This is a genomic window from Arthrobacter dokdonellae (genome assembly GCF_003268655.1).
In the GTDB taxonomy this organism is placed as follows: domain Bacteria; phylum Actinomycetota; class Actinomycetes; order Actinomycetales; family Micrococcaceae; genus Specibacter; species Specibacter dokdonellae.
Genome location: NZ_CP029642.1, coordinates 993,535 through 1,020,246 on the forward strand (window position 1 = coordinate 993,535; position 26,712 = coordinate 1,020,246).

At 67.2% G+C, this 26,712-nt stretch carries 21 protein-coding genes, 1 tRNA gene, 1 pseudogene and 1 riboswitch; of the genes and pseudogenes, 10 read left to right on the forward strand and 13 right to left on the reverse strand.

Annotated features, from left to right (window positions below; genetic code table 11):
- Positions 1-5 precede the first annotated feature (5 nt).
- Positions 6-1,193 (forward strand): DNA glycosylase AlkZ-like family protein, encoded by a 1,188-nt coding sequence (locus DMB86_RS04530; protein ID WP_227878597.1) that lies wholly within the window; start codon positions 6-8, stop codon positions 1,191-1,193.
- Here the strand turns inward: DMB86_RS04530 and tadA are convergent, their stop codons facing one another.
- Complete coding sequence (tadA, locus tag DMB86_RS04535) at positions 1,194-1,679, reverse strand: tRNA adenosine(34) deaminase TadA (protein WP_113716742.1); 486 nt, start codon at positions 1,677-1,679, stop codon at positions 1,194-1,196. It lies immediately after the preceding gene.
- 31 nt (positions 1,680-1,710) lie between these two features.
- On the opposite strand from tadA, the gene upp reads away from it, so the two are divergent.
- Complete coding sequence (upp, locus tag DMB86_RS04540; protein ID WP_113716743.1) at positions 1,711-2,349, forward strand: uracil phosphoribosyltransferase; 639 nt, start codon at positions 1,711-1,713, stop codon at positions 2,347-2,349.
- A gap of 117 nt (positions 2,350-2,466) precedes the next feature.
- Here upp and DMB86_RS04545 read toward each other — a convergent pair whose 3' ends face one another.
- Positions 2,467-3,186 (reverse strand): aggregation-promoting factor C-terminal-like domain-containing protein, encoded by a 720-nt coding sequence (locus DMB86_RS04545; protein ID WP_113716744.1) that lies wholly within the window; start codon positions 3,184-3,186, stop codon positions 2,467-2,469.
- A gap of 6 nt (positions 3,187-3,192) precedes the next feature.
- Positions 3,193-3,378: riboswitch (cyclic di-AMP (ydaO/yuaA leader) on the reverse strand.
- Positions 3,379-3,571: 193 nt separating this feature from the next.
- Here DMB86_RS04545 and DMB86_RS04550 point away from each other — a divergent pair.
- From DMB86_RS04550 to DMB86_RS04570, 6 genes and pseudogenes are all read left to right on the forward strand, one after another.
- A complete protein-coding gene (locus DMB86_RS04550) occupies positions 3,572-4,141 on the forward strand; it encodes a MarR family winged helix-turn-helix transcriptional regulator (RefSeq protein ID WP_113716745.1) in 570 nt (189 codons plus the stop codon).
- Positions 4,138-5,403: an MFS transporter gene (locus DMB86_RS04555; RefSeq protein WP_227878598.1), complete on the forward strand. Its 1,266-nt coding sequence runs from the start codon at positions 4,138-4,140 to the stop codon at positions 5,401-5,403. Before DMB86_RS04550 ends, DMB86_RS04555 begins: the two co-directional genes overlap by 4 nt.
- Before the next feature lie 704 nt (positions 5,404-6,107).
- A complete protein-coding gene (locus DMB86_RS04560) occupies positions 6,108-6,953 on the forward strand; it encodes a winged helix-turn-helix domain-containing protein (RefSeq protein WP_113716746.1) in 846 nt (281 codons plus the stop codon).
- Positions 6,954-7,033: 80 nt separating this feature from the next.
- Positions 7,034-7,555, forward strand: coding sequence for a SixA phosphatase family protein (locus DMB86_RS04565; RefSeq protein ID WP_113716747.1), 522 nt, complete (start codon positions 7,034-7,036; stop codon positions 7,553-7,555).
- A 280-nt stretch (positions 7,556-7,835) separates the two neighbouring features.
- A pseudogene (locus DMB86_RS21725) lies at positions 7,836-7,949 on the forward strand (IS982 family transposase); the annotation flags it as partial.
- A gap of 116 nt (positions 7,950-8,065) precedes the next feature.
- A complete protein-coding gene (locus DMB86_RS04570; RefSeq protein WP_129545463.1) occupies positions 8,066-10,411 on the forward strand; it encodes an HNH endonuclease signature motif containing protein in 2,346 nt (781 codons plus the stop codon).
- 134 nt (positions 10,412-10,545) lie between these two features.
- Here the strand turns inward: DMB86_RS04570 and DMB86_RS04575 are convergent, their stop codons facing one another.
- From DMB86_RS04575 to DMB86_RS04615, 9 genes are all read right to left on the reverse strand, one after another.
- Positions 10,546-12,582, reverse strand: coding sequence for a YhgE/Pip family protein (locus DMB86_RS04575; RefSeq protein WP_113716749.1), 2,037 nt, complete (start codon positions 12,580-12,582; stop codon positions 10,546-10,548).
- A complete protein-coding gene (locus tag DMB86_RS04580) occupies positions 12,579-13,403 on the reverse strand; it encodes an ABC transporter ATP-binding protein (RefSeq protein WP_113716750.1) in 825 nt (274 codons plus the stop codon). Before DMB86_RS04580 ends, DMB86_RS04575 begins: the two co-directional genes overlap by 4 nt.
- Before the next feature lie 229 nt (positions 13,404-13,632).
- Positions 13,633-14,319 carry an N-acetylmannosamine-6-phosphate 2-epimerase gene (locus DMB86_RS04585; protein WP_113716751.1) on the reverse strand — a complete coding sequence of 229 codons (687 nt, stop codon included), beginning with the start codon at positions 14,317-14,319 and terminating at the stop codon, positions 13,633-13,635.
- Positions 14,316-15,275 (reverse strand): ROK family protein, encoded by a 960-nt coding sequence (locus DMB86_RS04590; RefSeq protein WP_113716752.1) that lies wholly within the window; start codon positions 15,273-15,275, stop codon positions 14,316-14,318. Before DMB86_RS04590 ends, DMB86_RS04585 begins: the two co-directional genes overlap by 4 nt.
- A gap of 112 nt (positions 15,276-15,387) precedes the next feature.
- A complete protein-coding gene (locus tag DMB86_RS04595; RefSeq protein WP_113716753.1) occupies positions 15,388-16,317 on the reverse strand; it encodes a dihydrodipicolinate synthase family protein in 930 nt (309 codons plus the stop codon).
- Between the two features lie 51 nt (positions 16,318-16,368).
- Positions 16,369-17,190: an ATP-binding cassette domain-containing protein gene (locus DMB86_RS04600; protein WP_113716754.1), complete on the reverse strand. Its 822-nt coding sequence runs from the start codon at positions 17,188-17,190 to the stop codon at positions 16,369-16,371.
- The gene (locus DMB86_RS04605; RefSeq protein ID WP_113716755.1) at positions 17,187-19,217 is read right to left on the reverse strand and encodes a dipeptide/oligopeptide/nickel ABC transporter permease/ATP-binding protein; all 2,031 of its coding nucleotides are present in this window, start codon (positions 19,215-19,217) and stop codon (positions 17,187-17,189) included. The genes DMB86_RS04600 and DMB86_RS04605 overlap by 4 nt, the downstream gene beginning before the upstream one ends.
- A 3-nt stretch (positions 19,218-19,220) precedes the next feature.
- Positions 19,221-20,126, reverse strand: coding sequence for an ABC transporter permease (locus tag DMB86_RS04610; protein WP_241392091.1), 906 nt, complete (start codon positions 20,124-20,126; stop codon positions 19,221-19,223).
- A gap of 179 nt (positions 20,127-20,305) precedes the next feature.
- Positions 20,306-21,931, reverse strand: coding sequence for an ABC transporter substrate-binding protein (locus DMB86_RS04615; RefSeq protein ID WP_113716757.1), 1,626 nt, complete (start codon positions 21,929-21,931; stop codon positions 20,306-20,308).
- A 391-nt stretch (positions 21,932-22,322) separates the two neighbouring features.
- Here DMB86_RS04615 and DMB86_RS04620 point away from each other — a divergent pair, with 391 nt between their 5' ends.
- Entirely contained in the window at positions 22,323-23,054 is a 732-nt protein-coding gene (locus tag DMB86_RS04620) for a FadR/GntR family transcriptional regulator (protein WP_113716758.1), read from the forward strand.
- 176 nt (positions 23,055-23,230) lie between these two features.
- On the opposite strand, the gene DMB86_RS04625 is transcribed toward DMB86_RS04620, so the two are convergent.
- Positions 23,231-23,303, reverse strand: a tRNA-Arg gene (locus tag DMB86_RS04625).
- Positions 23,304-23,578: 275 nt separating this feature from the next.
- Here DMB86_RS04625 and DMB86_RS04630 point away from each other — a divergent pair.
- A complete protein-coding gene (locus DMB86_RS04630) occupies positions 23,579-25,408 on the forward strand; it encodes a phosphoenolpyruvate carboxykinase (GTP) (protein ID WP_113716759.1) in 1,830 nt (609 codons plus the stop codon).
- 92 nt (positions 25,409-25,500) lie between these two features.
- Here the strand turns inward: DMB86_RS04630 and DMB86_RS04635 are convergent, their stop codons facing one another.
- Positions 25,501-26,676 carry a globin domain-containing protein gene (locus DMB86_RS04635; protein ID WP_113716760.1) on the reverse strand — a complete coding sequence of 392 codons (1,176 nt, stop codon included), beginning with the start codon at positions 26,674-26,676 and terminating at the stop codon, positions 25,501-25,503.
- Positions 26,677-26,712: the final 36 nt, after the last annotated feature.

Consider the following 26,712-nt stretch of genomic DNA (forward strand, 5'->3'; position numbering starts at 1 on the left):
AGGGCATGGACAGTGGAACGCAGTGTGCCTGGAGCTGGCACAAACAGGGCTTGGACGGATCACTCGCGGACCGGGACGCCGGCCAGGTCCTTGGCAACGCGGGCTGGGCGCGCTCCGTGGGCGGCGCCAACCCGTACCTGACCCTCTTCTCGAGGGCCGGCATCCGGCGTGAACAGGCCGACGCCGACGTCGCCGCCCTGCGCATCCATGAACTGCCGACGGCGCGCGGCTGCACCTATGTGCTGGGCGCGGACGACTTCGCGTGGGCGCTTGCCCTGGGACGGGACGCCGCGGAGGCGCAGTCCAAGCTCATGGACAAGCTGGAGGTGCCGCGCGCGGAACTGGCCGCGCTGGAAGTGGCCGTGCTCGGGGTCCTCGGCTCCGGCGTCGCGCCTGGGGCGGACGGGCGGAGCGCCATGGACCCCAAGGAGCTCAAGGACCGGCTGGGTGATGCCGTGCGGAGCCTAGGCGAGGCCGGCAGGAAGAAAGGCGCCTCCACCACGCTGCCCACCGTGCTGGGGCTGCTGCAGGCGGATGGGCGCATCCGGCGCGTCCCCGTCAACGGCCGGCTGGACCAGCAGCGCTACGCGTACACTGCCTGGGGCCTGGAGGCGGCACCGCTGACGCCGGAGCAGACGCGCACCAGGCTCATGGAGCGCTACCTCGGCTGGACCGGCGGAGCCGCGCTGAAGCAGACCCAATGGTTCACGGCGTTCACCGTTGCACAGACCAAGTCGGCGCTCGCCGCGGCCGGGGCCGTGGAACTGGACGGGCTGTGGATGCTGCCCGCGGATGCCGACGCGCGGGAGAACTTCACCGCCCCGCGCGAGGAGCAGGTGCAGCTCCTCGCTGGCAGTGATTCGCTGTTCCTGCTCCGGCGCAACGCCGCGGACCACTTTGCCGAGGAGGACCAGGGGCGCCAGCTCGGCAGCACCCGGCTGGCGCTGCAGGCGGACCTTCCGGACCACCCGATCGTGGACCGCGGCCGGATCATCGGCCTGTGGCAGTACGATCCCGGCGAGGAACGCATCGCCCACTGGCTCTTCAACGCGCCCACGAACGCCGTGACGCACAGGATCAAGGAGGTGCAGGCATTTATCCGCGACGACCTGGGCGACTTCCGCAGCTTCAGCCTGGACTCGCCGTCGAGCAGGCAAAAGCGGATCGACGCGCTGAACAACGCCGACAGTTAGTCAGCGGTGGGTGGCGAAGAAGTCCCTCAGCAGCGCCGCGCATTCGTTCTGGCGCACGCCGGGAAACACTTCCACCCAGTGGTTGAGGCGGCGCTCGCGGAGGACGTCGAACACGGAGCCGGCGGCCCCGGCCTTCTCATCCCAAGCACCGAAAACCACCTTCGGCAACCGTGCCAGGAGGACGGCTCCGGCGCACATGGTGCACGGTTCAAGCGTGACCACCAGCGTGCATCCCTCCAGCCGCCACCCGCCCAGTCGCTGCGCGGCTTCCCGGATGGCCACCATCTCGGCGTGCGCCGTGGGGTCCCCATGCGCCTCACGCTCGTTGCGCCCCACCCCCAGCAGGCCGCCGTCGGGCCCCAGGACGACGGCGCCGATGGGCACGTCCCCCGTTTCCAGGGCGCGGCGTGCCTCCCCCAGGGCGACGCCCATCCACCCGGCATGCAGGGCCGTGGCGGGGGTCTCGATTGGGTGCGATTTAGACATGGGGGACACGGCTCAATGGTAGCTTTTATCTATGCGCGTACTGGTTGCGGATCATCCGCTGATTGCCCACAAGTTGACCGTCCTGCGGGACAAGAACACCCCGTCCCCCATCTTCCGCCTGCTCACCGAGGAGCTCGTGACCCTGCTGGCCTACGAGGCAACCCGCGAAGTGCGCGTGGAGCCGGTCAACATTGAAACGCCCGTAACGTCCACGGTCGGCACCGGCCTGGTTAAGCCCACGCCACTGGTGGTGCCGATCCTGCGCGCCGGGTTGGGCATGCTTGAGGGCATGACGCGCCTGCTTCCCACCGCCGAGGTCGGTTTCCTGGGCATGGCCCGCAACGAGGAAACCCTCGAGGCCATCACCTACGCCGAGCGGTTGCCCGAGGACCTGACCGGCCGTCAGGTGTATGTGCTGGATCCCATGCTGGCCACGGGCGGGACGCTGATTGAGGCGTTTAAGTTCCTCTTTGACCGGGGCGCCGCGGACATCACCTGCATCTGCCTGCTCGCCGCGCCGGAGGGCCTGGCCCGCCTCGAAGCCGCCCACGGCGACCGCGACAACGTCCACGTGGTCCTTGCCTCGATTGACGAGGGCCTGAATGAGAAGTCCTACATCGTGCCAGGCCTAGGCGACGCCGGCGACCGCCTCTACGGGGTCGTCGACTGACGGACGTGTCTGGCGTGCCGTAACGATGCCGCCGGTTAAAACTGTGACGCGGTGGTTGCTGATAATCCGTGGATTTTCAGCAACCACCGCGTCACAGTTGGTTAAGCCCCGTGCCGGTCAGTACCAGCCGGCGGCGACTTCCTGGGCCCACGCGCCGCAGGGCGTGCCGTAACGGCCCTCAATGTATGTCAGTCCCCAGCGGATCTGCGTCTTGTAGTTGGTGCGGTAGTCGGCGCCGGTGCTGGCCATCTTTTCGGCCGGCAGCGACTGGGCGATGCCGTAGGCGCCGCTCGAGGCGTTTTCCGCCGACGTCAGCCAGCTGGACTCCTGCGTCCACAGGCGGTTCAGGCAGCCCATCTGGTCTCCGCCCCAGCCCTTCGCGCTGAGCAGGCCCGCGGCATACGCCTGCGCGCCCGCGGGATCGTCCACAAGCGCCGGCGCCGCAGGCTTGGCGGGCGCCGCGGCGGGCTTGGCTACAGGAGTGACGGAGTCCGCTTCGCTCTTGACGGCAGGGGCCTTGGCCTTCGCCTTGGCCACGGAGCTGACGTCGATGTGGGAAAAGCTGACAGCTATGTCCGACGGGGCGGAAACGGCCGACGGCGAGGCCGTCGCGCCCGAAACCAGGCTCGCCGCCGCAAGGCCGCCGGGCACATTGTTGGTGGCCGCCTGGGCCAGCCCTCCGCCGGCCAGCAACGCCGCGGCGACGGCCACAACGGCCATGCGGCGTGCGGGCCCACCGGTTTTCGCTGCCGAGGCCTCCTGCTTGAGGGTCTCGCGGCGGGACTGCTTGCGTGCGGGTTCGGCACGGCGCCGGCCGTGCTGTGGTGCTGAAGACATAAGGGTAGGGCCTCTCCACGCCTGCGAGGTGAGCTGTCGGGAACGGATGGGAGCATCCGGCCGGGCGGCGGGCAGCAGCTGCTGCACGGACTTTCGGCTTAACCCCAAGGGCTTCCATGGGTAGGAGGCCCGCAAAGATTGGGTCCCCCGTCTCTGCCACATGAGTGAACGGGAAATGGGCGGCGGCAGAGCTCGGCGAACCGTCCATTTGTGCCCAGGAACCGTGGGTGGCTCAGCGGGCACTCACCCCACGCTACAGAAGCCGGACACCCTTGTCACATTTTGGTAACGACCGTGGGCAAGGCAACATTTACTTAGCAATGCTAATGACCTATGCTAAATGACAGACCATACGTAACCTAGTGGACCCAGGTTGATACAAAAGATGACTCAAACCCCTGTCGGCACTGTGCCTCGAATCACAGCATCGGACCAGCCTTCCGTTGCCGCGGACCGAGCGGCTGGGGGCCACGGTGCTGCGGACGTGGCGGCCGGCACCCCGGCGGCACAGAGGAAGGTTGCCGCGGCCAGGCGTCCGGCCGGGGCGGCCCCACTCGCCGCCGAGCTGCGCGTGGCCATCATGCGGACTTCCCGGCGGCTGCGCGCCGAAGCCGCCTCCCGAGACATCAGCCCTGGCCAATATTCGGTCCTGGCGGGCATCCTCAACGGGCCCCTGACCGTCGGGGAGTTGGCCGAGCGCGAACAGGTCCAGGCTCCGTCGATGACCCGGATCGTCAACGGGCTCGAGGCAGCCGGTTATGTCACCCGCGGGGAGAACCCGCAGGACCGGCGGCAGGTGCTTGTCCACGTGACCGGGGCCGGCACCGCCGTCCTGCAGCGGGCCCGGTCCCGCCGGACGCAGTGGCTGGCGAAGCGCGTCGCGGGCCTGTCCCCGGCGGAGCGGGCCACCCTCCACGAGGCGGCCCGGATACTGCAGGAGATGAGCGCCAAATGAATTCCATGTTCCGCGCGCTGAAGGTGTTCAACTACCGTCTCTGGGTGACGGGGGCGCTGGTGTCCAACATCGGCACCTGGATGCAGCGCGTGGCCCAGGACTGGCTGGTCCTGACCATATTGACCCACAACTCCGGAACGGCCGCCGGCATCACCACAGGCCTGCAGTTCCTGCCCATCGTCTTCCTCGGCCCCTTTGCCGGCCTGCTGGGCGACCGCGTCAACAAGCGCAAGCTGCTGCTGTGCACCCAGACCGCCATGGGCCTGTGTGCCCTTGTGCTGGGACTGCTGGTGGTCACGCGGACCGTGGAGCTGTGGCACGTCTACGTTTTGGCCCTCCTGCTCGGTGTTGCCAGCGCGTTCGACGCGCCGTCGCGGCAGGCGTTCGTCTCCGAAGTCGTCGCCAAGGAGGACGTGCCCAACGCCGTCGCACTTAACAGCGCGTCCTTTAACTTGGCACGGCTGGCAGGCCCCGGCGTGGCCGGCCTGGTGATTGCCCTGTTCGGCACGGGCCCGGCCTTCCTTATCAATGCCGCCAGCTTTGCCGCCGTGATCTTTTCGCTCTGGCGCATGCGGGTCTCGGAACTGCAGCCCGTGGTGCGCGTCCCCCCCGGCAAGGGCCAGATCCGTGAAGGGTTCCGCTACATCCGCCAGCGCCCGGACCTGATGATGATCATGGGTCTGGTGTTCATGGTGGGAACCTTCGGCATGAATTTCCAGATCACCAACGCGCTCATGGCGACCACCATCTTCCACCTCGGCCCGGGCGAATACGGCCTCCTGGGTTCCGTCATGGCCGTCGGAACGCTTGCGGCGGCCCTGCTGGCCGCGCGCCGCAAGAAGATGAGGATGCTCTACATTGTGGGCGGGGCACTGGCCTTTGGCGTCACCGTTGCCGTCGCAGCGTTCATGCCCAGCTATGCCCTGTATGCGCTGGCGCTGGTGCCGGTGGGGCTGGCATCCCTGACCTTCATGAATGCGTGCAACACCACTGTCCAGCTGACCACCGACTCCGCCATGCGCGGGCGCGTGCTGGCCGTCTACATGGTGGTGCTGCAGGGCGGGACCCCGATCGGCGCGCCCCTGGTGGGCTGGATTGCCACCGCGTTCGGCGCGCGCTGGTCCCTGTGGATCGGCGCCGTGGTGGCGATTGCCTCCGGGCTGGTGGCGCTGGTCATGATGAACCGCCGGAACCACGTCCGGCTCCGCGACCAAGTGCGTTCGTTGCGGCCGTTCGCGGTGGCCCAGGCGCTGCACCGGTAGGCCGGGCTGCCGGGCACGGCACGGGCGTTGAGGGCAGAGATCCGCGGTGCGCAAATTCTTCCAAGGTACAGCTCTGGCGGTTTCGGCTGCGCCGGACAGCCCGCCAGAGTACCGATGGCGCGGGTTCGACGCCGGAGAGCCCGCCAAAGCTGTCCGCCCGACGAAGCGAGTCGCTCGGAGCGCGGACTCTAGCACCGATTCACGGGCAATAGCTGTACGCGGCCGGCCGCTTTTTCAGGCCCCGGACCGGCCCTCGGTTTCTCTTATGAACTAATTGATCCAATGACCGCATTTCACCGAACGATCCCACCCGGTCGACGGCAATATGGGGAATGCGTTCGACATCAACCGCTTTACGTACAAAAAGTGAGACAAATTGGACACTGTTGGCTTGATCACAAAAGCGGTCGATATCTCATAATGTGGACGTTTGGCCCCTTTGTTACTTGCGAGTTCCATTTATTACGTAGGACACTGAATTTGTGAACATCCACTCAGTGAATTCTGCAGCCGCAGCCACCGCCTCCCACAACACAGGCGCACGCCAACACTGTCGTTGTCGAATGCAGGCCTAGCACGCACCCCAAGTTCTAGGCATTTTCGGCCCGCAAGGCCAGCCCCACCCGGGCAATTCGTCCTGGCCTTCCAGGACACGAGGAAAGCATTCGCGCCGTGACTTACGGCCATACAGCGAGGTAGTTCCCATGTCAGTCGCATCCGGATACGTCCACATTTCAGTTCGCAACGCGGCCAAGGCCGTCGCCCGAGGCTCAGCCCAGGCGGCGCAGCTTCGTCCGGCTGGTCAGGACCACCCGTCCTACGGCAACCCGGCCGCCTACCGCCGTGACCCCGATTCTGCTGCCGCCCGGCTGCGCGCCGCCCCGGAGGCGGCCCCCATGACTGCGCCGACGCCCGTGATTGCCGGCAGCGACACACTCCGCGGGGTGAACCCCGACAACGTGGCCCGCGGCTTCGTCCTGTATGTGGGCGTCGATGAGGACACCGCCGCCGCCGCTGGAACGTCACTGGCCAAGCTGGCGCAGGACATCCGCGCCTACGCGCAGTCACTGGTCCCGCAGGCGCAGAGCTACGCCGCGGTGGCCATCGCGCCGTCGGACGCCGTGGGCAGCCCCCTGGACGTGGTCCGCTCCACCTTCGGCGATCCCACCGTGGCCGGCCGCCAGCGCCAGGAACCCGTCCGCGCGGCGGTCCCCGCGGAGCAGCGCCCCACGGGCGTCCTCATCGACCTGGCCCGGCGTGAAGTCCACCTGGACGGCGACACGCTGAATCTGACGTTCAAGGAATTCGAGCTGCTCAACTACCTGGTGGAAAACGGCACCCGCACCGTGGGCCGTGACGAGCTGCTCGACGGACTCTGGGGCAACGCGGACGAAATCCCCAACGAGCGCACCATCGACGTCCACATCCGCCGCCTGCGCTCCAAGCTGGGCCGCCTGGCCAACACCGTTCGCACGGTCCGGGGGGAAGGCTACCGTTTCTACGAGCACCCGGAGGTCGTGGTCTGGGCCGCCCCGGAATACTCCATCTAGTCCCCAGAGCACGACGCCGGAGGGGCACCTGGGCGCCCGTCCGGCGTCGTGCTTCGGGTTTCCCTCACTAAACTTGCAGCATGAGCGAACACCACATCAAGCGGCTGGTCCTGATGCGCCACGCCAAGGCGGCCTTCCCGCTGGGCGTTGACGACCATGAGCGGCCGCTGGCCCAGCGTGGGCACGCCGAGGCGCCGCTGGCCGGCAGGTGGCTTCTGGAAAACGGGATTGTGCCGGACTTCATCCTGTGTTCCTCCGCCTTGCGCACCCGGCAGACCTGCACCTGGGTGTGCGAGCAGCTCGGCGACAAGGCGCCCACGCCGAAGCTGGAACAGGAGCTCTATGCCGCCAGCCCCCGGCGCATGCTCTCCGTGGTCAACCATGTTCCCGAAACCGTCACCACGCTCATGGTGATCACCCACATGCCCGGCGTCCAGGAGCTGGCGCTCACGCTGGCGTCCCGTGATTCCGACCAGGACGCCTACATGAACATGGCGAACGCCTATCCCACCAGCGCGTTCACCGTGCTTGAACATTCCGGCGACTGGGCCACCCTGGACGGTCAGGATGCGCGTGTCACCCATTTTGTGGTGCCGCGGTAGGCTTCCGCGCCGGCCCGGAGCCTCACTGGATGGGTAAGTCCCATGGCCGTTGACGGGGTGGGTGTCTAAAGTGGCTCGGAGGGTGTTGTGTTTGACTCGCGAACGCCCCTCAGCCGTCCTGGAGCACGGCCGCCACCTCATCCACGAAGGACTGATCATCCTCGGCCGTCCTGGGCTACGCCGGCCGCGACTTCGGACCATTCATCACAGAAGACCTGGCACGGCCCTGATCCGGGCCGTCTGCAAGGACGAGTAGGCACTCGTCGGTAAACACGGAGGCATTCGGCAATGGATCGAATCCGTCTTTGACGCCCTCAACGGCCAACTCAGCCTCGAATGCCATGGTGGCCGCACCCTCACCCTCACCCGTACCCGCGTCGCAGCGCTCCTGCTGTGGCCGTCCCAGATTTCTGGGGGTTGATGCCTCCACAGGAGGTGTTGTACTAGAAGTTACTCCACTTGCGGATTCCTCTTCTAATTATGTCAGTGGCCGTCGGTAGTGTGATGGGTATGGAAGCAACGGCAAGGGTGCCGGGCAAGACCGGAACCCGCACGGGGACAGGGGCCGCAGGTGAACACGTTCACCGGCTCCTCTCCCTGGCTGCCGCGCTCACCGCCGCTGCCGGAACTGCCACTACTGCCAGTGCCGCGAATGCCGCCAGCGCCGCGGCTGCCGGAACTGCCACTACTGCCAGTGCCGCGGCTGCCGGCGGAACTGCCGCTGCCGACGCCGGGGCCGTAGGCGGTGCCGGGTCCGAACTGTTGGCCGCCCCGCTCGGCGTCGCGCTGGACTCCCTAAGCGATGCACAGTCCGTGGCGTGGGCGAGGGACCTGGAATCGCTCTCCCGGGTCCTGGCCGCCCTGCAGGTCCAGGCCGCCGGTGACTTGGCCGCCCGGGCCCGTGCCGGCCGCTACGACGGCGAGGGTGCCACCTCCCCGGCGGACCTGCTCACCACCACCCTGCGCGTGGGCCGCGCCGAGGCGAACCGCCGGCTTCGCCTGGCCAAGCAATTCCTGCCAGTGACGGACCCGCTGACCACCGCCACCACCGCGCCCGCGCAGCCGGTGCTGGCCGACGCGTTCTTCTCCGGCGCCCTCTCCGCCGAACTGGCGCTGATGGCGTCCTCCCATGTCGGCGACGCAGCACATCTGGCCCGGGCCGGGCGCATCGGCCAGGACGATGTCGACCGGCTTGAGGCGACCCTGGCCGGCTACGCCCGCATCGAGGGACCGGACTTCCTGCGCCCGGTCGCCACCCGCGCCCTGGACCTGCTGGACCCCGACGGTCAGCAGCCCACCGAGGGCGAGCTGACCGCCAAGCAGGGCCTCTTCTTCCACCGCCCCCGCCGCGGCCTCATCCACTACGACGGTTACCTGACCATCGTCCAATACGAGGCCCTCATGGCCGCGATCGGCTGGGCCACCAACCCCAACCGCCACAAGGACATCAACACCCTCAACACCACCATGGACGGGCCGGACAAAAACCGCCTGGGCGGCGGGCCGGGCAGCGCCGGCGCCGGCAACGACGGCGCCGCGGCTGAGCCCCCGACCACTGACCGCGGCGGCGACAAAAGCGGGGTCCGGGCAGGCGGGGTTCTGCCGGGCCAGGCGGATCTCCTGGACATCCTGGGCGTCGCCGCAGCAATCGCACCTCCCCATGCACGGCCACCGGCACCGACGAGCACCCCTGAAACGTCCTGGCCCCCGCCCCAGGGCCCCCCACCTCATTGGGCCCAATCAGCCGACACCACCACGCACGGCACCCCCGCCAACGCCGGGAACGCCACCGAGGCTGCCACCAATGACGCCAACGAGGCTGCCACCGATGGCGCCACCAATGGGGCCAACGAGGCTGCCACCAATGACGCCACCGAGGCTGCCACCGATGACGCCACCAATGGGGCCAACGAGGCTGCCACGCACGATGGCGCCGGGAGCGACGGACCACCGGACAGCCCCGGCACCACCTGCAATGACGGCCTGCCGAAACGCCCCGGCGCCGCCGGCAATGACGGAGCCGGAGCCCCGTGCGGCGGGAAGGAATCGGCCGGCAGCGCCAGCGCGTTCTGGGCTGCGCCCGGCGTGGACCCGTCCCCGGGGGGCGGCGCCGACAGCTCCAGATGCCCCGGTGCCGGCGTGCCCGCCCAGTGGCCGCACCTGGTCGACGGGATCATGGTGCCCGAACCCGGCTCCACGCACGAGCTGGAGGGACTGGACCCGATCGACCCGGCCTGCACCGACCGGGCCGTGCAGGACAGGCGCACCAACGGCCAACAACTACTCGACGGGCTCATCGACGCCGTCAAGCTCGCTGCCCGTACCGGACTGCTCCCCGTCAACGGCGGGCTCAAGCCCCAACTGCTGATCTCCACCACAGAAGCCGACCTCCAGGCCAGCCGCGCACGGGGCACGGGCGGGATCGCGTTCCTGCCCTACACAGGACCGAACAACCTCGCCCTCTTCGCCACGGAGCTCTGCGACGCCGACGTGACCACCATGATCCTTGGCGACGGCACATCCATCCTCAACGTCGGACGCACCCAGCGCCTGTTTACCGACGCCCAACGCAAGATCCTAGCCGCCCGGGACATTGGCTGTACCTTCCCGCACTGCACCCGCGCCGCAGCCAAGTGCGACGCCCACCACGTGGTCTCGTGGCAGGACGGCGGCGAAACCAACATTTCCAACGGCTGTCTACTGTGTGCCTATCACCACACCCTGATCCACCAGGGCCACTGGACCCTCAGGCTCGTCAACGGCACCCCCTACTACACCCCCGCCTACAGCATCGACCCCACCCGCACCGAACGCCGCAACACCTACCACCACGGCCTCACCAACGCGGGCCGCTGATCCCTTATTCGACGGCCTCGGGCATTGTGGGCAAGTTCGACCCCGCGGGGGCTTGATGGTTGATTGATCCGGTTTGACACTCTCCGGGCTACGTTAAGGGACCCACGCCATCAACGGCAACAGGGCTGGCTCATCTAGACGGCGATCTCCGGCATCAGCGTCTTGAGCGTCCACGTCTTGTTCCTTCGGACGGCCAGCCAGGCAAACAGCCCACCCAGGAGCGTGTAGCCGAGCAGGCCCAGCACAATCGGCACCAGCGGCGCCAGGTCGGCACCGTAAATCAGGTGCCGCATGCCCTCCACCACGTGCCCCATGGGCAGGATCTGGTGCATGAGGTGCAGCGGTTCCGGCGTGGTCTCCCAGGGGAAGGTGCCCCCGGAGGAGACCAGCTGGAGCACCAGCAGGATCAGCACCACAAACTTGCCTGGCGTTCCCAGCAATGCCACCAGGCCCTGGATCAGGGCGGTAAAGGCAACGGACGCCAGCAGCAAAAGTCCCAGGGCCAGCCACGGGTGGCTCGGGTTCAGCCCCAGCCCCAGCACCACGACGGCGTACAGCAGCAGCGCCTGCACCGTCGACACCGCGGCGAACGGCAGCCACCCGCCCACCGCAATCTTCCACGAGGGCGCGTTCGATGCCAGGGCGCGCAACGCCAGCGGACGCATTGCCTGGACCAGCATGAAGGCACCAATCCACAGGGCCAGGACCAGGAAGAACGGGGCCATCCCGGAACCGTAATTGTCGGCCTTTGCCTGGGAAATGGAATCCACACGGATGGGATCGGCAATGACGCCGGCGGCGTTTTGTTTCTGTTTGTCGTTGGGGTTGGGCACCGACCCGGCGCCGCTGCGCAGCTGCGTGGCAAGGTCCTTGGCCCCGGCCGCCAGCTTGTCGGAACCGTCCTTGAGGCTGGCTGCGCCGTCGTCGACCTTCTTGGCCCCGGCGGCCAGCTGGTTGGCGCCGTCCACGGCGGAACCCTGACCGATCGAGAGCGTGGCCGCGCCGGTGGACAGCTGGGCCGCCCCCGCATGGGCCTGCGAAATCGCGGAGGTGAGGGCCGGCGTCGCACCGGCCAGGTTGGCGGCGCCGTCGGCCACTGCCTGGGAACCGGACGCCAGCTTCGCGATGTCTGCGGCGTCCGTCGCGAGTTGTTCCTTGAGGCTGGTGACGGGGGTGCTGGCGGCCGCAGCCTCGAGTGAAGTGCTGATCTTGGCGGCTTGGTCCTTGGTTACGACGCCGTCGGCCACCAGCGTGTCCAGGGTGGGCTGGACGTTCGCCTTGGCCGCACTGTCCAGCTGGTCGGCGGTCCCGACGGCGTTCTGGACCTTCGTGTTCAGCGTAGCGTTTCCTTCCGCCACGGCGGCGGCGCCGTCGGCGAGTTTCCTGGTGTCCGCCGGAAGCGCGGCGGCCCGGCTGTCCAGCTGCCCCAGGCCCGTGTCCAGGGCGGCACTGCCGGCCACCAGCTGGTTGGTGCCCGCCAGAAGCTTTTCCTGCCCGGCTGCCATGGAGCCGGCGCCCGTTGCCAGTTCACCGGTGCCGGTCTTGAGTGTAGCGACACCGGAATCGAGGGCCGCGGCGCCGTCGGCCAGCTGCTGCGCCCCCTCCGCGGCCTTCACCAGCTGGGCATGGATGGTGCCGTATCCGGTCAGCAGCGCGTTGGCGGTTTGTTCGCCCACCTCCTTCGCCACGGAATCGTGGACCTGGGCGCCCACCTTGTCCACGATGGAGGTGAGCAGGTAGTTGTTGGCGTCGTTGGTGGTCACGCTCATCATGGCCTGCGTGGCGGAGTTGAAGTCCTCCGGCGAGGCCAGGTTCTTGGAGAAGTCCTTCGGAATGGTCAGCGCGAAGGCGTAGGTCCCGGATTTAACTCCGGCGGCAGCCTGGTCCGAGGAATCCACCAATTGCCAGTCGAACTTCTTGCCCTCCACGAGGTTCTTGGCCACGTCCTGCCCGGCGTGGAGCTGCTTGCCGTCCTTCGTCACGGCGCCCGCGTCCTGCACCACCACAGCAGCCGTCAGCTGGTCCAAGTTGCCGTAGGGATCCCAGTTGGCATAGAGGTAGACCGCCCCGTACAGCAGCGGGACCATGACAAGTGCCAGGATGGTCAGCTTGGGCAGGAGTCCGCCGGTCATGCGCTTGAGTTCGGAAAGCGCCAGTCGGAACACGGTCATTGCACATCCTCGCCTTCGGTCGTTGTGTCCTCCGTGGAGCGAGCCTCTTCCGGTGATCGAGCCTGTCGAGATCCGGGGATGTCGCGGGTTTCGACGGGCCCAGCCGCCGGGGCGCCGGGTTCCGTGGTTTCGACAGGCTCAGCGGCCGGGGTGTCGACGGGCCCAGCCGCCGCTTCCATGGCCTGGCCGGCTGCCGCCGTCGGGCCTGCCCAGCCTTCCGGGATCCTGCCCACGACGCCGAGGACAATGAGTTCGCGCGAGTGTGCATCGGGGTCCTTGCCGATCTTGCCCGCGGCGGCCTGCTCGAGGAGTGCCACCCAGGCGCCGTCCTCGGCGGAATGCCGGTCGGGGGAGTCGACCACCAGCAGGTCAACGTCCCTGTCCGCCAGTGCAAGTTCCAGCTGGAGGTGCAGCAGGCGGTCGGGTTCCAGTTCCTCGACCCACTTGTCCAGGATGTCGCGGAAGCCGTGCTTGACCAGCCAGGCAGTCGGCCGGGTCCGGTCCCGGAATTTCAGCGGCACCAACGCCAGGTCTTCGGAGACGAGGGATCGGACGGTCAGGTGGTTCTCGGGTTCGTTGACGTCGGGGGAATCGATGATGGCGCTGCGCTTGCGCAGGATGGCCATGCCTTCGTGGTGTCCCAGGACCACGCTTCCCGTGGTCGGCTTCATGCGTCCGGCAAGTGCCAGCGACAATGCGGTGCGGCGCTCCTGTCCGTCGGCCTGAACCAGCAGCACCTGGCCGCGGTGCGCCTCCAGGGTGGTGGCCGGGACCAGGGTGTGGTGACGTCCGGCAATGTGCAGCTGGCGTGCGGTGAGCAAGGGAGGCGCTCCTTTGGCGGTTTAGTGAGCTGGACCAAAATATCAAAACTGACTGGTCAGTGCAAATTCAGCATCGAACCAATCGAATGTTGAGCCGTCCTGTCATATTCCACGACCGGCGGCCGCCCGGCCCCGAGTCGGGGCGCGATAAGGAGGCACGTGCCAAAAAACCGCACGGGAAGCCGGATTCGGTGGCTGCCTGTGCGGTTTCTGACGCGTACAAGGAGGGTCAGGCGGTGAGGGCTTCCTTGAACCAGCCCGTGAGGGTGGCCGGGTGCGTGATGGCGGTGCCCACGACGACCGCGAAGGCACCGGCGTCGAGCGCCTGGCGCGCCTGGGCGGGAGAGTGGATGCGGCCCTCGGCAATCAGCGGCCGGCCCAGACCGGCGGCGGCGATCTGTGCAATGAGCTCCAGGTCCGGGCCGTCGGTCTTGCTCCGTTCGCCCGTGTAGCCGGCCAGCGTGGTGCCGATCAGGTCCGCGCCTGCCCCGGCGGCGGCGACCGCGTCCTCGAAGGAGCCGCAGTCCGCCATCACCAGGGCGTTGGACCCGGCGTGGATGCCCTCAATGGTTTCGGCCAGGGACAGTCCGTCCGGCCGCGGGCGGCGGGTGCCGTCAATGGCGACAATGTGAGCCCCGGCGCTGGCGCAGGAGAGGGCGTGTTGAAGGGTGGGGGTGATGAAGACGCCGTCGTGCCCGTCCTTCCACAGGCCGATCACCGGCACCTCCACGGCGGCGCGGGTGAACTGGATGTCCGCGATGCCCTGGACCCTGATGGCCGCTGCGCCGCCAATCACGGCCGACGCCGCCACCTGGGCTGTTGTGCGGGGGTCGCGCATGGGCTCGCCCGGGTACGCCTGGGCGGAAACCACCAGCTGGCCGGCGAGGGAATCGAGGTTTGTCAGTTTCAGTGTCACGGTGACTCCTGGGGACGGTGACTGAATGGGGATAGGACGAGGGAAGCGGCGCCCACCACAGCGGCGGTGTTGCCCAGAGAGGCGCGGACCACGGGCACGCCCGCCAGGGGTGCCAGCAGCTCGGCCCGCAGCGTACGCTCCATGGCCGGCCACCAGAGTTCGCCGGCGTCGGCCAGGCCGCCGGAAATGACCACCACCTCCGGATCGAGAATGTTGGCCAGTCCGCCCACGGCCTGGCCTGCGGCGCGGGCGGCCCTGGATATGACCGACAGCGCCAGTTCGTCGCCGAGGCGGGCGGCGTCAAAGACGGCACGGGTGTCCGCCAGCCCGGCGCTGCCGCCCTCGCGCACGTAGGCGGCGCGGACGGCGGGTCCGGAGGCAACCGCTTCCACGTGCCCCGCATGGCCGCAGGAACACGGCAGGGGCACGCCTCGGTGCAGTGCGAGCGGAGAGGCGAAATGGCCCACGTGCCCGCCCACAAAGTGGTGGCCCAGCAGCGGCTGCCCGTTGATCACGAAGCTGCCGCCGACGCCGGTGCCGAACGCCACCATGAGCGACGTGGCGGTTCCGGCGGCCGCGCCCTGCCAGGCTTCGCCCAGGGCATGGGCGTGCACGTCGTTGACGACGGCGGCCGGCAGTCCCAGCCGTGCCTGGAGTCCCGCCGTGATGTGTGTACCGGTCCAGTCGAGGATGGCATCGGTGGCGGAAACGACCGTGCCCTCGGCGGCATTGATGACGCCGGCGGAGCCTACGCCGACGGCGTCAACAGTTGCGCCCTGCTCGGCGGCGCGGTCCATGAGGAACCGCACCAGCACGGCCGTGGCATCCAGGATGGCCTCGCCGCCGTCGCGGTTCTTCGTGGGGATCTGGCCTTGCACCAGCACGGAGCCGTCCTCGCCCACCACGCCGGCCGCCGTCTTGGTCCCGCCCAGGTCAACACCCACTACATAGCGCATGCAAAGTCCTTCAAAGTTTTAGAAGTGGTCACCACGGACAACTGACCCGCAGTAGATGTCCAAAATCGCCGGCAAATCGCCGTTTTTCGACATCTACTGCGGGTCAGTTGAACTAGATGAGGCCCGTGCGGGCCAGGACGGCCTTGATGGCCTCGGTCTCGTCTTCGTCCAACGCGAGCATGGGGACGCTCATGACGTTGGTCTTGATGATGCCCATGAGCATCATGGCCGTCTTGAACGCACCCAAGCCCGCGGCGTTGCCGGAGACGCGGCCGGCCTTCGGGGTGTACACGATGTTGAAGACGTCGGCGAGGCGGTCCTGCTCGGCGGCGGCCTTGGCCCAGTCGCCGGCCACGGCGGCGTCGTACAGGCGGCGGTAGCCGGCCGGGTCCACGTTGCCCAGGCCCGGCACCACGCCCTGTGCCCCGCCCAGCAGGGCCCCGTCCACCACAACCTCGTGGCCGGTGAAGATGTCGAAGTTCGGGATCTCCTTGGCGGCGATGACCAGCTGGCGGAAGGAGACGTCGTCGCCCGAGGAGTCTTTCACGCCGGCGATGACGCCTTCGCGGCCGAGCTCGACGAGCAGGTCGGTGGGCAGCTTGAAGTGGGTGCGCACGGGGACGTCATAGGCGAACACCGGGACGTCCACGGAGGCGGCCACTGCGCGGAAGTGGCGCCCATTTTCCTCGGCGTTGCTGATGGCGTAGTACTGGCTGGTGGCCACGATGCCGTCGGCGCCAAGCGACACGGCGCGGGCGGCCTCCTCAACGACGCGGTTGGTCGTCTGCTCCACGGCGCCGGCCAGCACCGGGACCTGGCCGGCGTTGACGCCCACGATGGTGCGCAGCACGGTGTCGCGCTCGTCGTTGGTCAGGTGGGTGACCTCGCCGGAGGAGCCGTTGACGAACAGGCCGGTGACGCCGCCGTCGAGCAGGTGGCGGGTAACGTTCTCCAGCGAGGGGACGTCGATGGCGCCGTCGGACGTGCGGGGGGTGACGACGGGCGGGATGACGCCCTGGAAACGGGAAGCGACGGTTGTCACGGTGATTACTCCAAAAGGGGGATTGATGGACAAGGAAAAGGTGCGTGCGGATCAGAGGTGCAGGAGCGACGGCGCCGCGCCCAGCAGCTTCTTCGTGTAGTCGTTGGAGGGGTGGTCGAAGATCTGCTCCGCGGACCCCTCCTCCACAATCTGGCCGTAGTACATGACGCAGATGCGGTCGGAGACGTAGCGGACGGTCTGAATGTCGTGGCTGATGAAGACCATGCCCAGGTTCAGTTCCCGCTTCAGGTCCGAGAGCAGGTTGAGCACCTGGGCCCGGACGGACACGTCCAGCGCGGAGGTGGGCTCGTCCGCGACGATGATGTCCGGGTCCAGGGCAAGGGCGCGGGCAATCGCCACGCGCTGGCGCTGCCCGCCGGAGACGTTCGACGGGGTGACCTCGGCCGCGGACTGCGGCAGGCCCACCAGGGAGAGGAGTTCGCGGACCTTGGCCAGCCTGCTTGCCGCGGTGCCGATGCCGTGGATGGCCAGCGGGTCCACCAGGATGTCCTGGATGGTCATGCGCGGATTCAGCGCCGTGGACGGGTCCTGGAAGACCACGGCCACGGACCGCCCAAACTCCTTCCGCACGGCTGCGCTGCGCTTGATGGCAGGCTTGCCGCGGAAGAGCACCTGGCCTGAGGTGGGCGTCTGCAGGCCCACCAGGACGGAGGCCAGCGTGGACTTGCCGCAGCCGGACTCGCCCACGATGCCGACGGTTTCCCCGCGGCTGATGGTGAAGTCCACGCCGTTGACGGCCTTGACGTAGCTTGGCTTGAACAGGCCGCCGGAGCGCGTCCGGTGGTGGACGTGCAGGTCCTTCAGCTCGATGACGGGGGTGCCGGAGACGGCACCCGTGCTGTGCTTGCTCATCGTGCACCTTCCGTTTCTGCGCCGGCGAGTTCCGGTTCGCGCTCGTGGCTGGCCCAGTAGTGGTCCGTCGCGACGCCGCCGCGGATCACGGGCACGAACGCCAGCTGCTGCTCCGGGTCGGCGTCCGGGCGCTGTGAGCGGCCCGCGAACCTGTCGCCCGTGGCGAACTCGCGCGGCGACGGGACCGTGCCGGGGATCTGGTGGAGCCGGACGGCGTCGGACTCGATGGAGAGCACGGCGCCGAGCAGGCCGCGGGTGTATTCGTGGGTGGGGTGGGCCAGCAGCTCGGAGGCCTGGGCCGATTCCACCACCTGGCCGGCGTACATGACGGTGATCTTGTGCGCCAGGGAGGCCACCAGGGCCAGGTCGTGGCTGACGAAAACCATGGCGAAGCCCAACTGCTCGCGCAGTTCGTTCAGCAGGTCCACCACCTGCTTCTGCACCGTGACGTCCAGGGCCGTGGTCGGCTCGTCCGCCACCACGATCTTGGGCGAGCGGGAAAGCGCCATGGCGATCAGCACGCGCTGGCGCTGGCCGCCGGAGAGTTCGTGCGGGTAGCTTTTGAGGGTGCGCTGCGCGTCCAGCTTGACCAGTTCCAGCAGTTCCTCCGGCGTCTTGCGGCCGTTGCGCCGGGTCAGCTGGAGCATCTGGTCCTTGATCAGCATGGAAGGGTTCAGCGAGCTGAGCGCGTCCTGGTAGACCATGGCGATCTGCTCGCCGCGCAGGCCCGCGTAGGCCTTGTTGGAACTGTGCCTGGTGGCCGGGTCCAGCAGTTCCTTGCCGTCAAACTTGATGGAGCCGGTGACTTCCGCGGTCTTGGGCAGCAGGCCCATGACCGCCAGGGAGGTGATGGACTTTCCACAGCCGGATTCACCCACCAGGCCCATGGTTTCGCCCTCCCGGACGCTGAAGGAGACCTTGTCCACAATGGCGGTGTCCCCGTAGCGGCCCGGGAACCGGATGGAAAGGTCCTTTACTTCCAGGATGGTGCGTGCCTCCGCGGCCACCTGGGGGAGGCGGTCGGTGCGCCGGGTTTCCACGGCCTGCAGCCGCTGCAGCTCCGCATCCAGCGCCGCGAACGGGTTTTCGATGGCGGCGCGGGCGGCGGCGTCGGCCTTGGCCAGCTCGACGGCGGCGGCGGCCGACCCGTCGTCGTCCTTCACGGGGGCAGCCTTGCGCAGGCGCGGGTTCACCATGGCGTCGGTCAGGCCCTCCGCCAGGATGTTCAGCGCCAGGACGGTGAGCAGGATGATCAGGCCGGCGAAGGTGGTGGCCCACCAGCCGCCGGAGAGCACCAGGTTGCGCCCGTAGGAGATCACATTGCCCCAGCTGGGGGCGGGGTCCTGGATGCCGGCGCCCAGGAAGGACAGCGACGCCTCCAGGATGATGGCGTCGGCCACCATGACCGTGGCGAACACCAGGACGGGGGCGGCCATGTTGCGCACGATGTGCTTGACCATGATGTAGGCGCGGCCTGCCCCGATGACGCGCTCGGCGCGGACATAGTCCTCCCCGTACTGCGACAGGACATTGGCGCGCACGACCCGGGCGAGCTGCGGGATGTAGATGATCGCGATGGCGACGATGATGGTGGGAATGGAGTTGCCAAACGCCAACAGCAGCACGGCGGCCAGGGCGATGCCGGGAAAGGCCATGAGCACGTCCATGACGCGCATGATCGTCTCATTGACGGCCTTCGCGGACGTTGCGGCCAGGGAGCCGAGCGTGCCGCCAACGATGATCGCCAGAGCCACGGAACCGAGGCCGATCATCAGCGACGCCTGCGCGCCGTAGAGCAGGCGGGACAGGATGTCGCGGCCGATCCTGTCGGTGCCGAACCAGTGGACGGCGCTGGGCGGCTGCGCCGGGTCGCCCGTGGCCAAGGGGTTGTGCGGGGCGATCCACGGGGCGAGGATGGCGACCACCGCAATGAATACCAGGAAGAGCAGGGCCAGCTTCGAACCCAGGGACAGCGCCTTGAAGCGCAGGCCGGGGGCGCTGAGCCGTTCGGCAAGTTTGCTACGCATGGCTTAGACCGTCCTGATTCTGGGGTTGATGAGCAGGTAGAGCAGGTCCACCAGGATGTTCACGACCACGAACGTCACCGCGATCACCAGGACCACGCCCTGGACGAGGTTGGTGTCGGAGTTGGTGATGCCGTTGAGGATCTGCTGGCCCATTCCGGGCAGGGAGAAGATCATTTCGATCACGACGGCGCCGCCGAGCAGGTAGCCGATGCGCAGTCCCAGCACCGTCACCGGGGTGACCAGGGCGTTGCGCAGCACGTTGCGGGAGACGACCGTGAAGTAGGGGACGCCGTTGCCGATCGCGGTGCGGACGTAGTCGCGGTCCAGTTCCTCCACCATGGAGGTGCGCACGACGCGGATAAGCGACGCGGCGACGGGGATGGCCAGGGCCAGGGCCGGCAGGACCATGGAACTGAGCCATCCGGAGAAGCCCTCGGAGGGGTCGGCCAGGCCGCCGGAGGGGAACCAGGAGTTGCTCCCGAGGGCGAACCACTGGATGAGCAGGATGCCGAGCCAGAACGACGGCGTGGCGATGCCGGCGATGGAGAAGACGCGGATGGCCTGGTCGACCCAGGTGTCGCGGTACAGCGCCGCCAGGACGCCGAAGACCAGGGAGATCACCACGGCGATCAGCACGCCCAGGAAGGTCAGCTGCAAGGTGACGGGGAAGGCGCTGGCAATGACCTCGGTGATGGGCTTGGCCGGTGGCAGCGTTGAACCAAAGTCGCCCGTGATCAGCCGGCCCAGGTAGCGGAAGTATTGGATGAAGAGGGGGTCGTTGAACCCGTTGGCCGCGCGGTACTGCGCCAGGGCTGCCGGGGAGGCCCCTTCACCCAGTGCGGCAACGGCACGGTCGCCGGGAGCGAACTTCAGCACCACGAAGACCAACAGGGTGACACCCAGGATCATCAGGGGGAGGGCTGCAAGCCGGCGTCCCAGGAGTCGCAAAAAGTTTGCCAATGTACTTACTCCGGTTTTAAATGCGGCACGGTCTTGCGGGGGACAGTGGCCACGTCATTGGAAGGGGGTCTCAGGCTGCAGGGGCCGTGGAGGCCACGGCCCCTGCAGATCTGTGATGAGGGCTGGACCTAGGAGGTCCGGCCGACTCCGATGAAGGACACGCCCGTCGTGGGCAGCGGTGCGAAGCCCTTGAGCTTCTTTGCGTCCCAGGCGGTGGGCAGCTTGCGGTGGAAGATCGGGTACAGCGGGACGGCGTCGGCGATGATGTCGACGATCTCCTTGTACAGGGCCTTGGCATCGGCGTCGGGGGCGGCGACGGCGGCGTTGAGCTTGGTCTGGACCTGCTTGTACTCGGCGCTGGTGTTCCAGGCGAAGCGGTTCTTGGCCCAGGTGTCTCCGCGGAACCACCAGCTCAGCAGGATGTCAGCGTCGTTGCCGAAGACCGACGGGTCGCCCGGGGCGGCGACGACGTCGTAGTTCAGCCCGCCCACCTTGTCCGGGGCGTACACGGCGGCGGAGGCAAGGGACTCCAGCGTCGTGCTGACGCCGATCGCGTCCCAATTCTTCTTGATCAGCGGGGCAACGTCCTTGACCCAGGCCGTGTCGGTGGTGGTGAGCGTCAGCTTCAGGTTCGAGGCGCCGGCCGCGGCCAGCAGGGACTTGGCCTTCGCGGCGTCGTAGCCGTACACCGTGGAAGCCTTTTGGTAGTTGGGGCTGCCTTCCTGGAAGAAGGAACTCGCCGCCGTGGCGTTGCCGAGCATCGCCGTCTTGATGATGGATTCCTTGTCCAGGGCGTAGTGCAGGGCCTGGCGGACTTCCTTCTTGTCGAACGGTGCGCGGCTGAGGTTGAACATGAGGAACATCAGGCCGAAGGACTGGACCGACTCGACGTCGACCTTGTTCTTCAGCGAGTCGACGTCCAGGTAGGGGACGTCCTCGATGGCCTGGACACGGCCGGACTGCATTGCGGTGACGCGGGCGCTGGCGTCGGCCAGCAGGAACCAGGTCATGTCCTTGGCCAGGGCGGGCTTGGGGCCGTTGTAGTCGTCGTTGCGGGCGAAGACGATCTTGTCGTCCTTCGCGGCGGAGACGAACTTGTACGGGCCGGTGCCCACGGGGTTGGCGTCAAAGGCCTTCTGGTCCTTTTCGGCGAGTGCCTTGGGAACCACCTTGACGACCGAGATGCGCGGGCCAAAGCCGGTGAACGGGGTGTTGAGCTTGAACTCGACGGTCTTGGCGTCGACCTTCTTCACCGAGTCGATGAAGAAGATGAACTGCGCGAACAGGGCGGCGTTCGCCGGGTCCAGCACGCGCTCGAAGGAGTAGACCACGTCGTCGGTGGTGACGGGGGAGCCGTTGTGGAACTTGGCGCCGTCGCGGATGGTGACCTGGTAGGTCTTGTCGTCAACCTTCTTCGGGTCGGAGGCGGCGAGGGCGTTGTAGGGTTCCCGCGTGGCCGGGTGGAGTTCCACCAGGCCTTCGAAGATGTGCAGGTTGGCGGCCAGGGGCGTGGCGCCGGAGGAGCTCATCGGGTCGAAGCCGGTCGACAGGGAGTAGGAGATGCCGGCCTCGATGGAGAGGTCCTTATTGACCGTGCCGTTGTTGGCGGCGCCCTTGTTCGTCGACTTCGACGGGCCGCCGCAGGCGGCGAGGGTTGCAGTGAATGCGGTTGCGGTTCCAAGGACACCGGCGGCCTTGAGGAACGTGCGGCGCGAGGCCTGGCTCAAAGGCAGGTTCTGAAGAGAGTTGCTCATTCGGTTGACTCACCATTTCGTTTTCTAGTTATCGGATGTAGGACGTCCGATGCTTATGATGAACTGTAATTGCCGTCACAGCCATTGGTCAAGTGGCCGAACGGTCTCGGTTTCGCAACGCATCAGCCGCGTGGAGCCCGGAATCCCCGGCGCGCCATCGGGCCGGATCGTTGGGGTCTCGGCGATGGGAGACGTGACCCGCCGGGTCCCGCTGGGCGGCGGTGCGTAGAAGGGCCGTGGCCGGCCCTTGGGTGGCGCCGTCTGTGTCGCCGTTCACGGAGGGGCTGGGCCAGAGATGGGACATCCGATATTCTATGTTGTAAATCACGCGGGCTGCGTTTCATCGTTAGAGTGAGAAACGTCACGGCCCGCGCCAAACTAAGGAGTCCAGTTGGCCACTTCCACCATAGTCCCGCGTGCACGATTCAGTGCCCAGGTGCGCCTGCGCGCCCTACAGGCAGACATCATGGAGCTGATCCTGGACCGCGACCTGGATGCCGGGGACCCCATGCCCACCGAGAGTGAGCTGTCTGAGGTCCTCGGCGTGGGACGCAACACTCTGCGCGAGTCCCTCAAGGTGCTCCAGGCCCTGGGCGTCATTGAGATCCGGCACGGCTTCGGCATGTTTGTAGCCCCCAGCAATTTCGATGCGCTGGCGGACGGCCTGACCTTCCGGGGCCGCCTGTCGCTGCGGCATGAAGGGCTGGAGGCGCTGCAGCTGGTGGACATCCGGCAGGCGCTCGAATCAGGCCTGATCGGCGGCTGCATCGGGCAGGCAACCGAAGCGGACCTGGCGCGCATTGAGCAGGCCGTGGTCAAGATGGAGACCCTGGCCGGCCGGGGGGAGACCTTCACCGAGGCCGACGCCGAGTTCCACCGGCTCCTCTTTGAACCGCTGGGCAACGACCTGCTCATGAACCTCATGAGTGTGTTCTGGAAGGTCTACCGCAAGATCCACCTGGAAATCGGTGTCACCACCACGGACCTGGTGATGACCGCGGCGCAGCACCGGGCCATCTACGACGCCGTGGTGGCGGAGGATGCAGCCACGGCGTCGGAACTGCTCAGCCGCCACTTCGACGGCATCCGCCACAAGATCCACGAATTCGTCGCCAAGAACTGACCGGCCCCTGCCGACTGTGTTGCACTTGTTGGACCAAATCCGGCACGCCGCGTTTGGTCCGGGTTTGGTCCAACAGCTGCGACACAGATTCTTTTGTGCGGGCGGGGAAGGCTCTTGGTGTGCCGACTTTAACGCGAAAGGGCCCGCGGCCGATGCCGGGGACCCTTTCCAAGGAGTGCGCGCGAAGGGATTCGAACCCCCAACCTTCTGATCCGTAGTCAGATGCTCTATCCGTTGAGCTACGCACGCATATTCAGTTTCATTTTGCTTTCGACCCTTGGGCCGTGAATAACTCTAGCCCGTCCAAGGCTTTGTGTACAAATCGAACGGCCAGTGTTCCGCGGCACTAGACCGGTCTAGGTGATCTGTGTCACATTGACTTCCGGCAACATTGTCGCCAATCCGCGGAATGTAGGCGTTTTGCAGCCGTTGTACCACGGTACGTCCCATGTCCAATGCCCGGGGCCGCAGATATTCGGGCCATAGCATTTAGACACACCACTGACCCAATGAAGGGATACACGATGGGCCACGCGCCAGTGCAGGATTCGGTTGAGCAGGCAATGACCACCCATGAAGGCCTCGCCGCGTGGGTCGCGGAAATCGCAGCACTCACCCAGCCGCGGGACATCCACTGGGTTGACGGGTCCGCGGACGAGTATGCGGCGCTCACGGGTGAATTGGTGGAAGGCGGGACGCTGACCCGGTTGAACCCGGAACTGTTCCCCAACTCGTTCGCGGCGTTCTCGGACCCCAAGGACGTCGCACGCGTCGAGGGGCGCACCTACATCTGCTCCGAGAAGGAGCGCGATGCCGGCTTCACCAACAACTGGATGGATCCCGCGGAAATGAAGGGGATCCTGAAGGACCGCTTCGCCGGCAGCATGCGCGGCCGGACCATGTACGTCATTCCCTTTGTCATGGGCCCGCTCGACGCCGAGGATCCCAAGTTCGGCGTCGAGATCACCGACTCCGCGTACGTCGTGGCCTCCATGCGCATCATGGCGCGCATCGGCACCGACGTGCTGCGCAGGATTGAGCAGACCGACGCGTTTTTTGTGCCCGCCCTCCACTCCGTCGGCGCCCCGCTGGAACCCGGACAGCAGGACGTGCCGTGGCCGTGCAGTGATGAAAAGTGGATTGTGCACTTCCCGGAGGAGCGTTCCATTTTCTCCTATGGCTCCGGCTACGGCGGCAACGCGCTGCTGGGCAAGAAGTGCTTTGCCCTGCGCATCGCCTCGGTCATGGCCCGTGACGAGGGCTGGCTGGCCGAGCACATGCTCATCCTCAAGCTCACCAGCCCCGAGAACAAGAGCTACCACGTGGCCGCCGCTTTCCCGTCGGCGTGCGGCAAGACGAACCTTGCGCTGCTGGACCCCACCGTCCCCGGCTGGAAGGCCGAGACCCTCGGCGATGACATCAACTGGATGCGGTTTGGCAAGGAAGGCGAGCTGCGCGCCGTCAATCCGGAGGCCGGGCTGTTCGGTGTGGCACCCGGAACCGGCTGGTCCACCAACCCCAACGCCATGGCTGCCATTGCCAAGGGCAACTCCCTCTTCACCAACGTGGCCCTGACGGACGACGGCGGCGTGTGGTGGGAGGGCATGACCGACGACGTTCCCGCGCACCTGACCGACTGGCAGGGCAACAGCTGGACCCCGGAGGCCGGGCACCCGGCCGCGCATCCGAACTCCCGCTTCTGCACGCCCATCGACCAGGTGGACATGCTCTCCAAGGAGTACTTCTCCCCGGAGGGCGTGGAGATCAACGCCATCCTGTTCGGTGGCCGCCGCAAGACCACCATCCCCCTGGTGACGCAGGCCCGCGACTGGACGCACGGCATCTTCATGGGCTCCACGCTGTCCTCGGAGACCACGGCCGCCGCCGCCGGCGCCGTCGGCGTGGTCCGCCGCGACCCGATGGCCATGCTGCCCTTCATCGGCTACGACGCCGGCGACTACCTCAAGCACTGGATTGAACTTTCCGGCAAGGCCAACCAGGACCGGCTGCCCAAGATCTTCCTGGTCAACTGGTTCCGCCGCACGTCCACCGGTGGCTTCGCGTGGCCGGGCTTCGGCGAGAACAGCCGCGTGCTCAAGTGGGCCATCGAGCGCATCGAAGGCACCGCCGACGCGGTCGAGACGCCCATCGGCTATGTCCCCACCCCCGCCTCCCTGGACCTGGAGGGATTGGACGTGTCGCCGTCGGACTTGGAGGACGCGCTCAAGGTCGATGCGCGCGAGTGGAGTGAGGAACTGGCCGGCATTGACGAGTGGTACGCCCGCTTTGGCGCTTCCCTCCCGGCCGAAATGGCCGCGGAACTCTCCGGTCTCAAGGCCCGCTTCACCGCCTGACAGCCCTTAAAGCAAAACTGACCCGCAGTAGTTGTCGAAAAAACGCGATTTCGCGAGGTTTTTCGACGACTACTGCGGGTCAGTTTTGTTTGCTAGGAAGCTGCGCCGGCGAGCCAGAGGTCCGGGCCGAACACCTCGTAGTGGATCTTCGCGGCGGGGATGCCGGCGTCGATGGCCTGGCTGCGGATGGCCTTCATGAAGGGCAGCGGGCCGCACACGTACATCGACGCGTCGGCCGGGATGTCCAGGCCCTCCAGCGTCATGAATCCCTTATGGAATCCTTCTGCCGGCTCCTCCAGCCATAGCTGCAGCCGGGCGCCGTCAATGGTCTCCACGTCGGAGGTCATCTGCTCCCGCAGCGCCCACGCCTCGAGGTTCTTCTCGGCGTGCAGCACCATGACCTCGCGGTCCGCCCCAGTCGACGCCAGATGGCGCAGGGCCGACGCCGAGGGGGTGCAGCCGATCCCGGCGGTGGCAAAGACCACGGGGCCGTCGCCGTCGTCCAGGGTCACGTCGCCGTACGGGTTGGAAAGTTCGACGACGTCCCCTACCTGCACGTTCCGGTGCAGCACCGGCGAGACCTCGCCGCCGTCGTCGCGCTTGGTGGTGAACACGCGGCGGGTGGTGGATTCCACGTCGGAGGAGAGCGAGTACTGGCGGCACTGGAGCAGGCCGTCGGGCAGGGCCACCTTGACCGAGACGAACTGGCCGGGCCGGGCCACGGTGACGGGAGTGTCATCCGCCGGTTCAAGGACGAATGTCATGCAGTCGGTGCCGGCAGGGTGCTTCTCCACCACGGTCCACGGCATCCACATCTTGTCATTGGCCTGGGCCGCGTACAGGCCCTTCTCGATCTTGACCAGCGCGTTGGCCATGAGCCAGTAGACCTCGGTCCAGGCTTCGGCGATCTCGGCGGTGATGACGTCGGCAAGTTCCTCGGCGATGGCCTCGAAGAGGTACTTGTAGACGATCTGGTACTGGTCCTCGGTGATGCCCAGGGAGGTGTGCTTGTGCGCGATGCGGCTGAGCATCTGCTCGGGGATGAGGTCCGGATTGGCCACGAGGGCGGAGGCGAAGCCGGCGATGGAGCCGGCCAGGGCCTTTTGCTGCTCGCCGTTGTTTTGGTTGGCGCGGCTGAACAGCCCGTTCAGCAGTTCCGGGTGGGCGGCGAACATGCGGCGGTAAAAGTTGGGGGTGATGGCGCCGAGGCGGGACCCGACGAGCGGGAGGGTGGCCTCAATCAACGGGCGGGACTTGTCCGAAAGCATCTGTTCTCCTTGGGTGGAATCCGTGGTGACAACCCC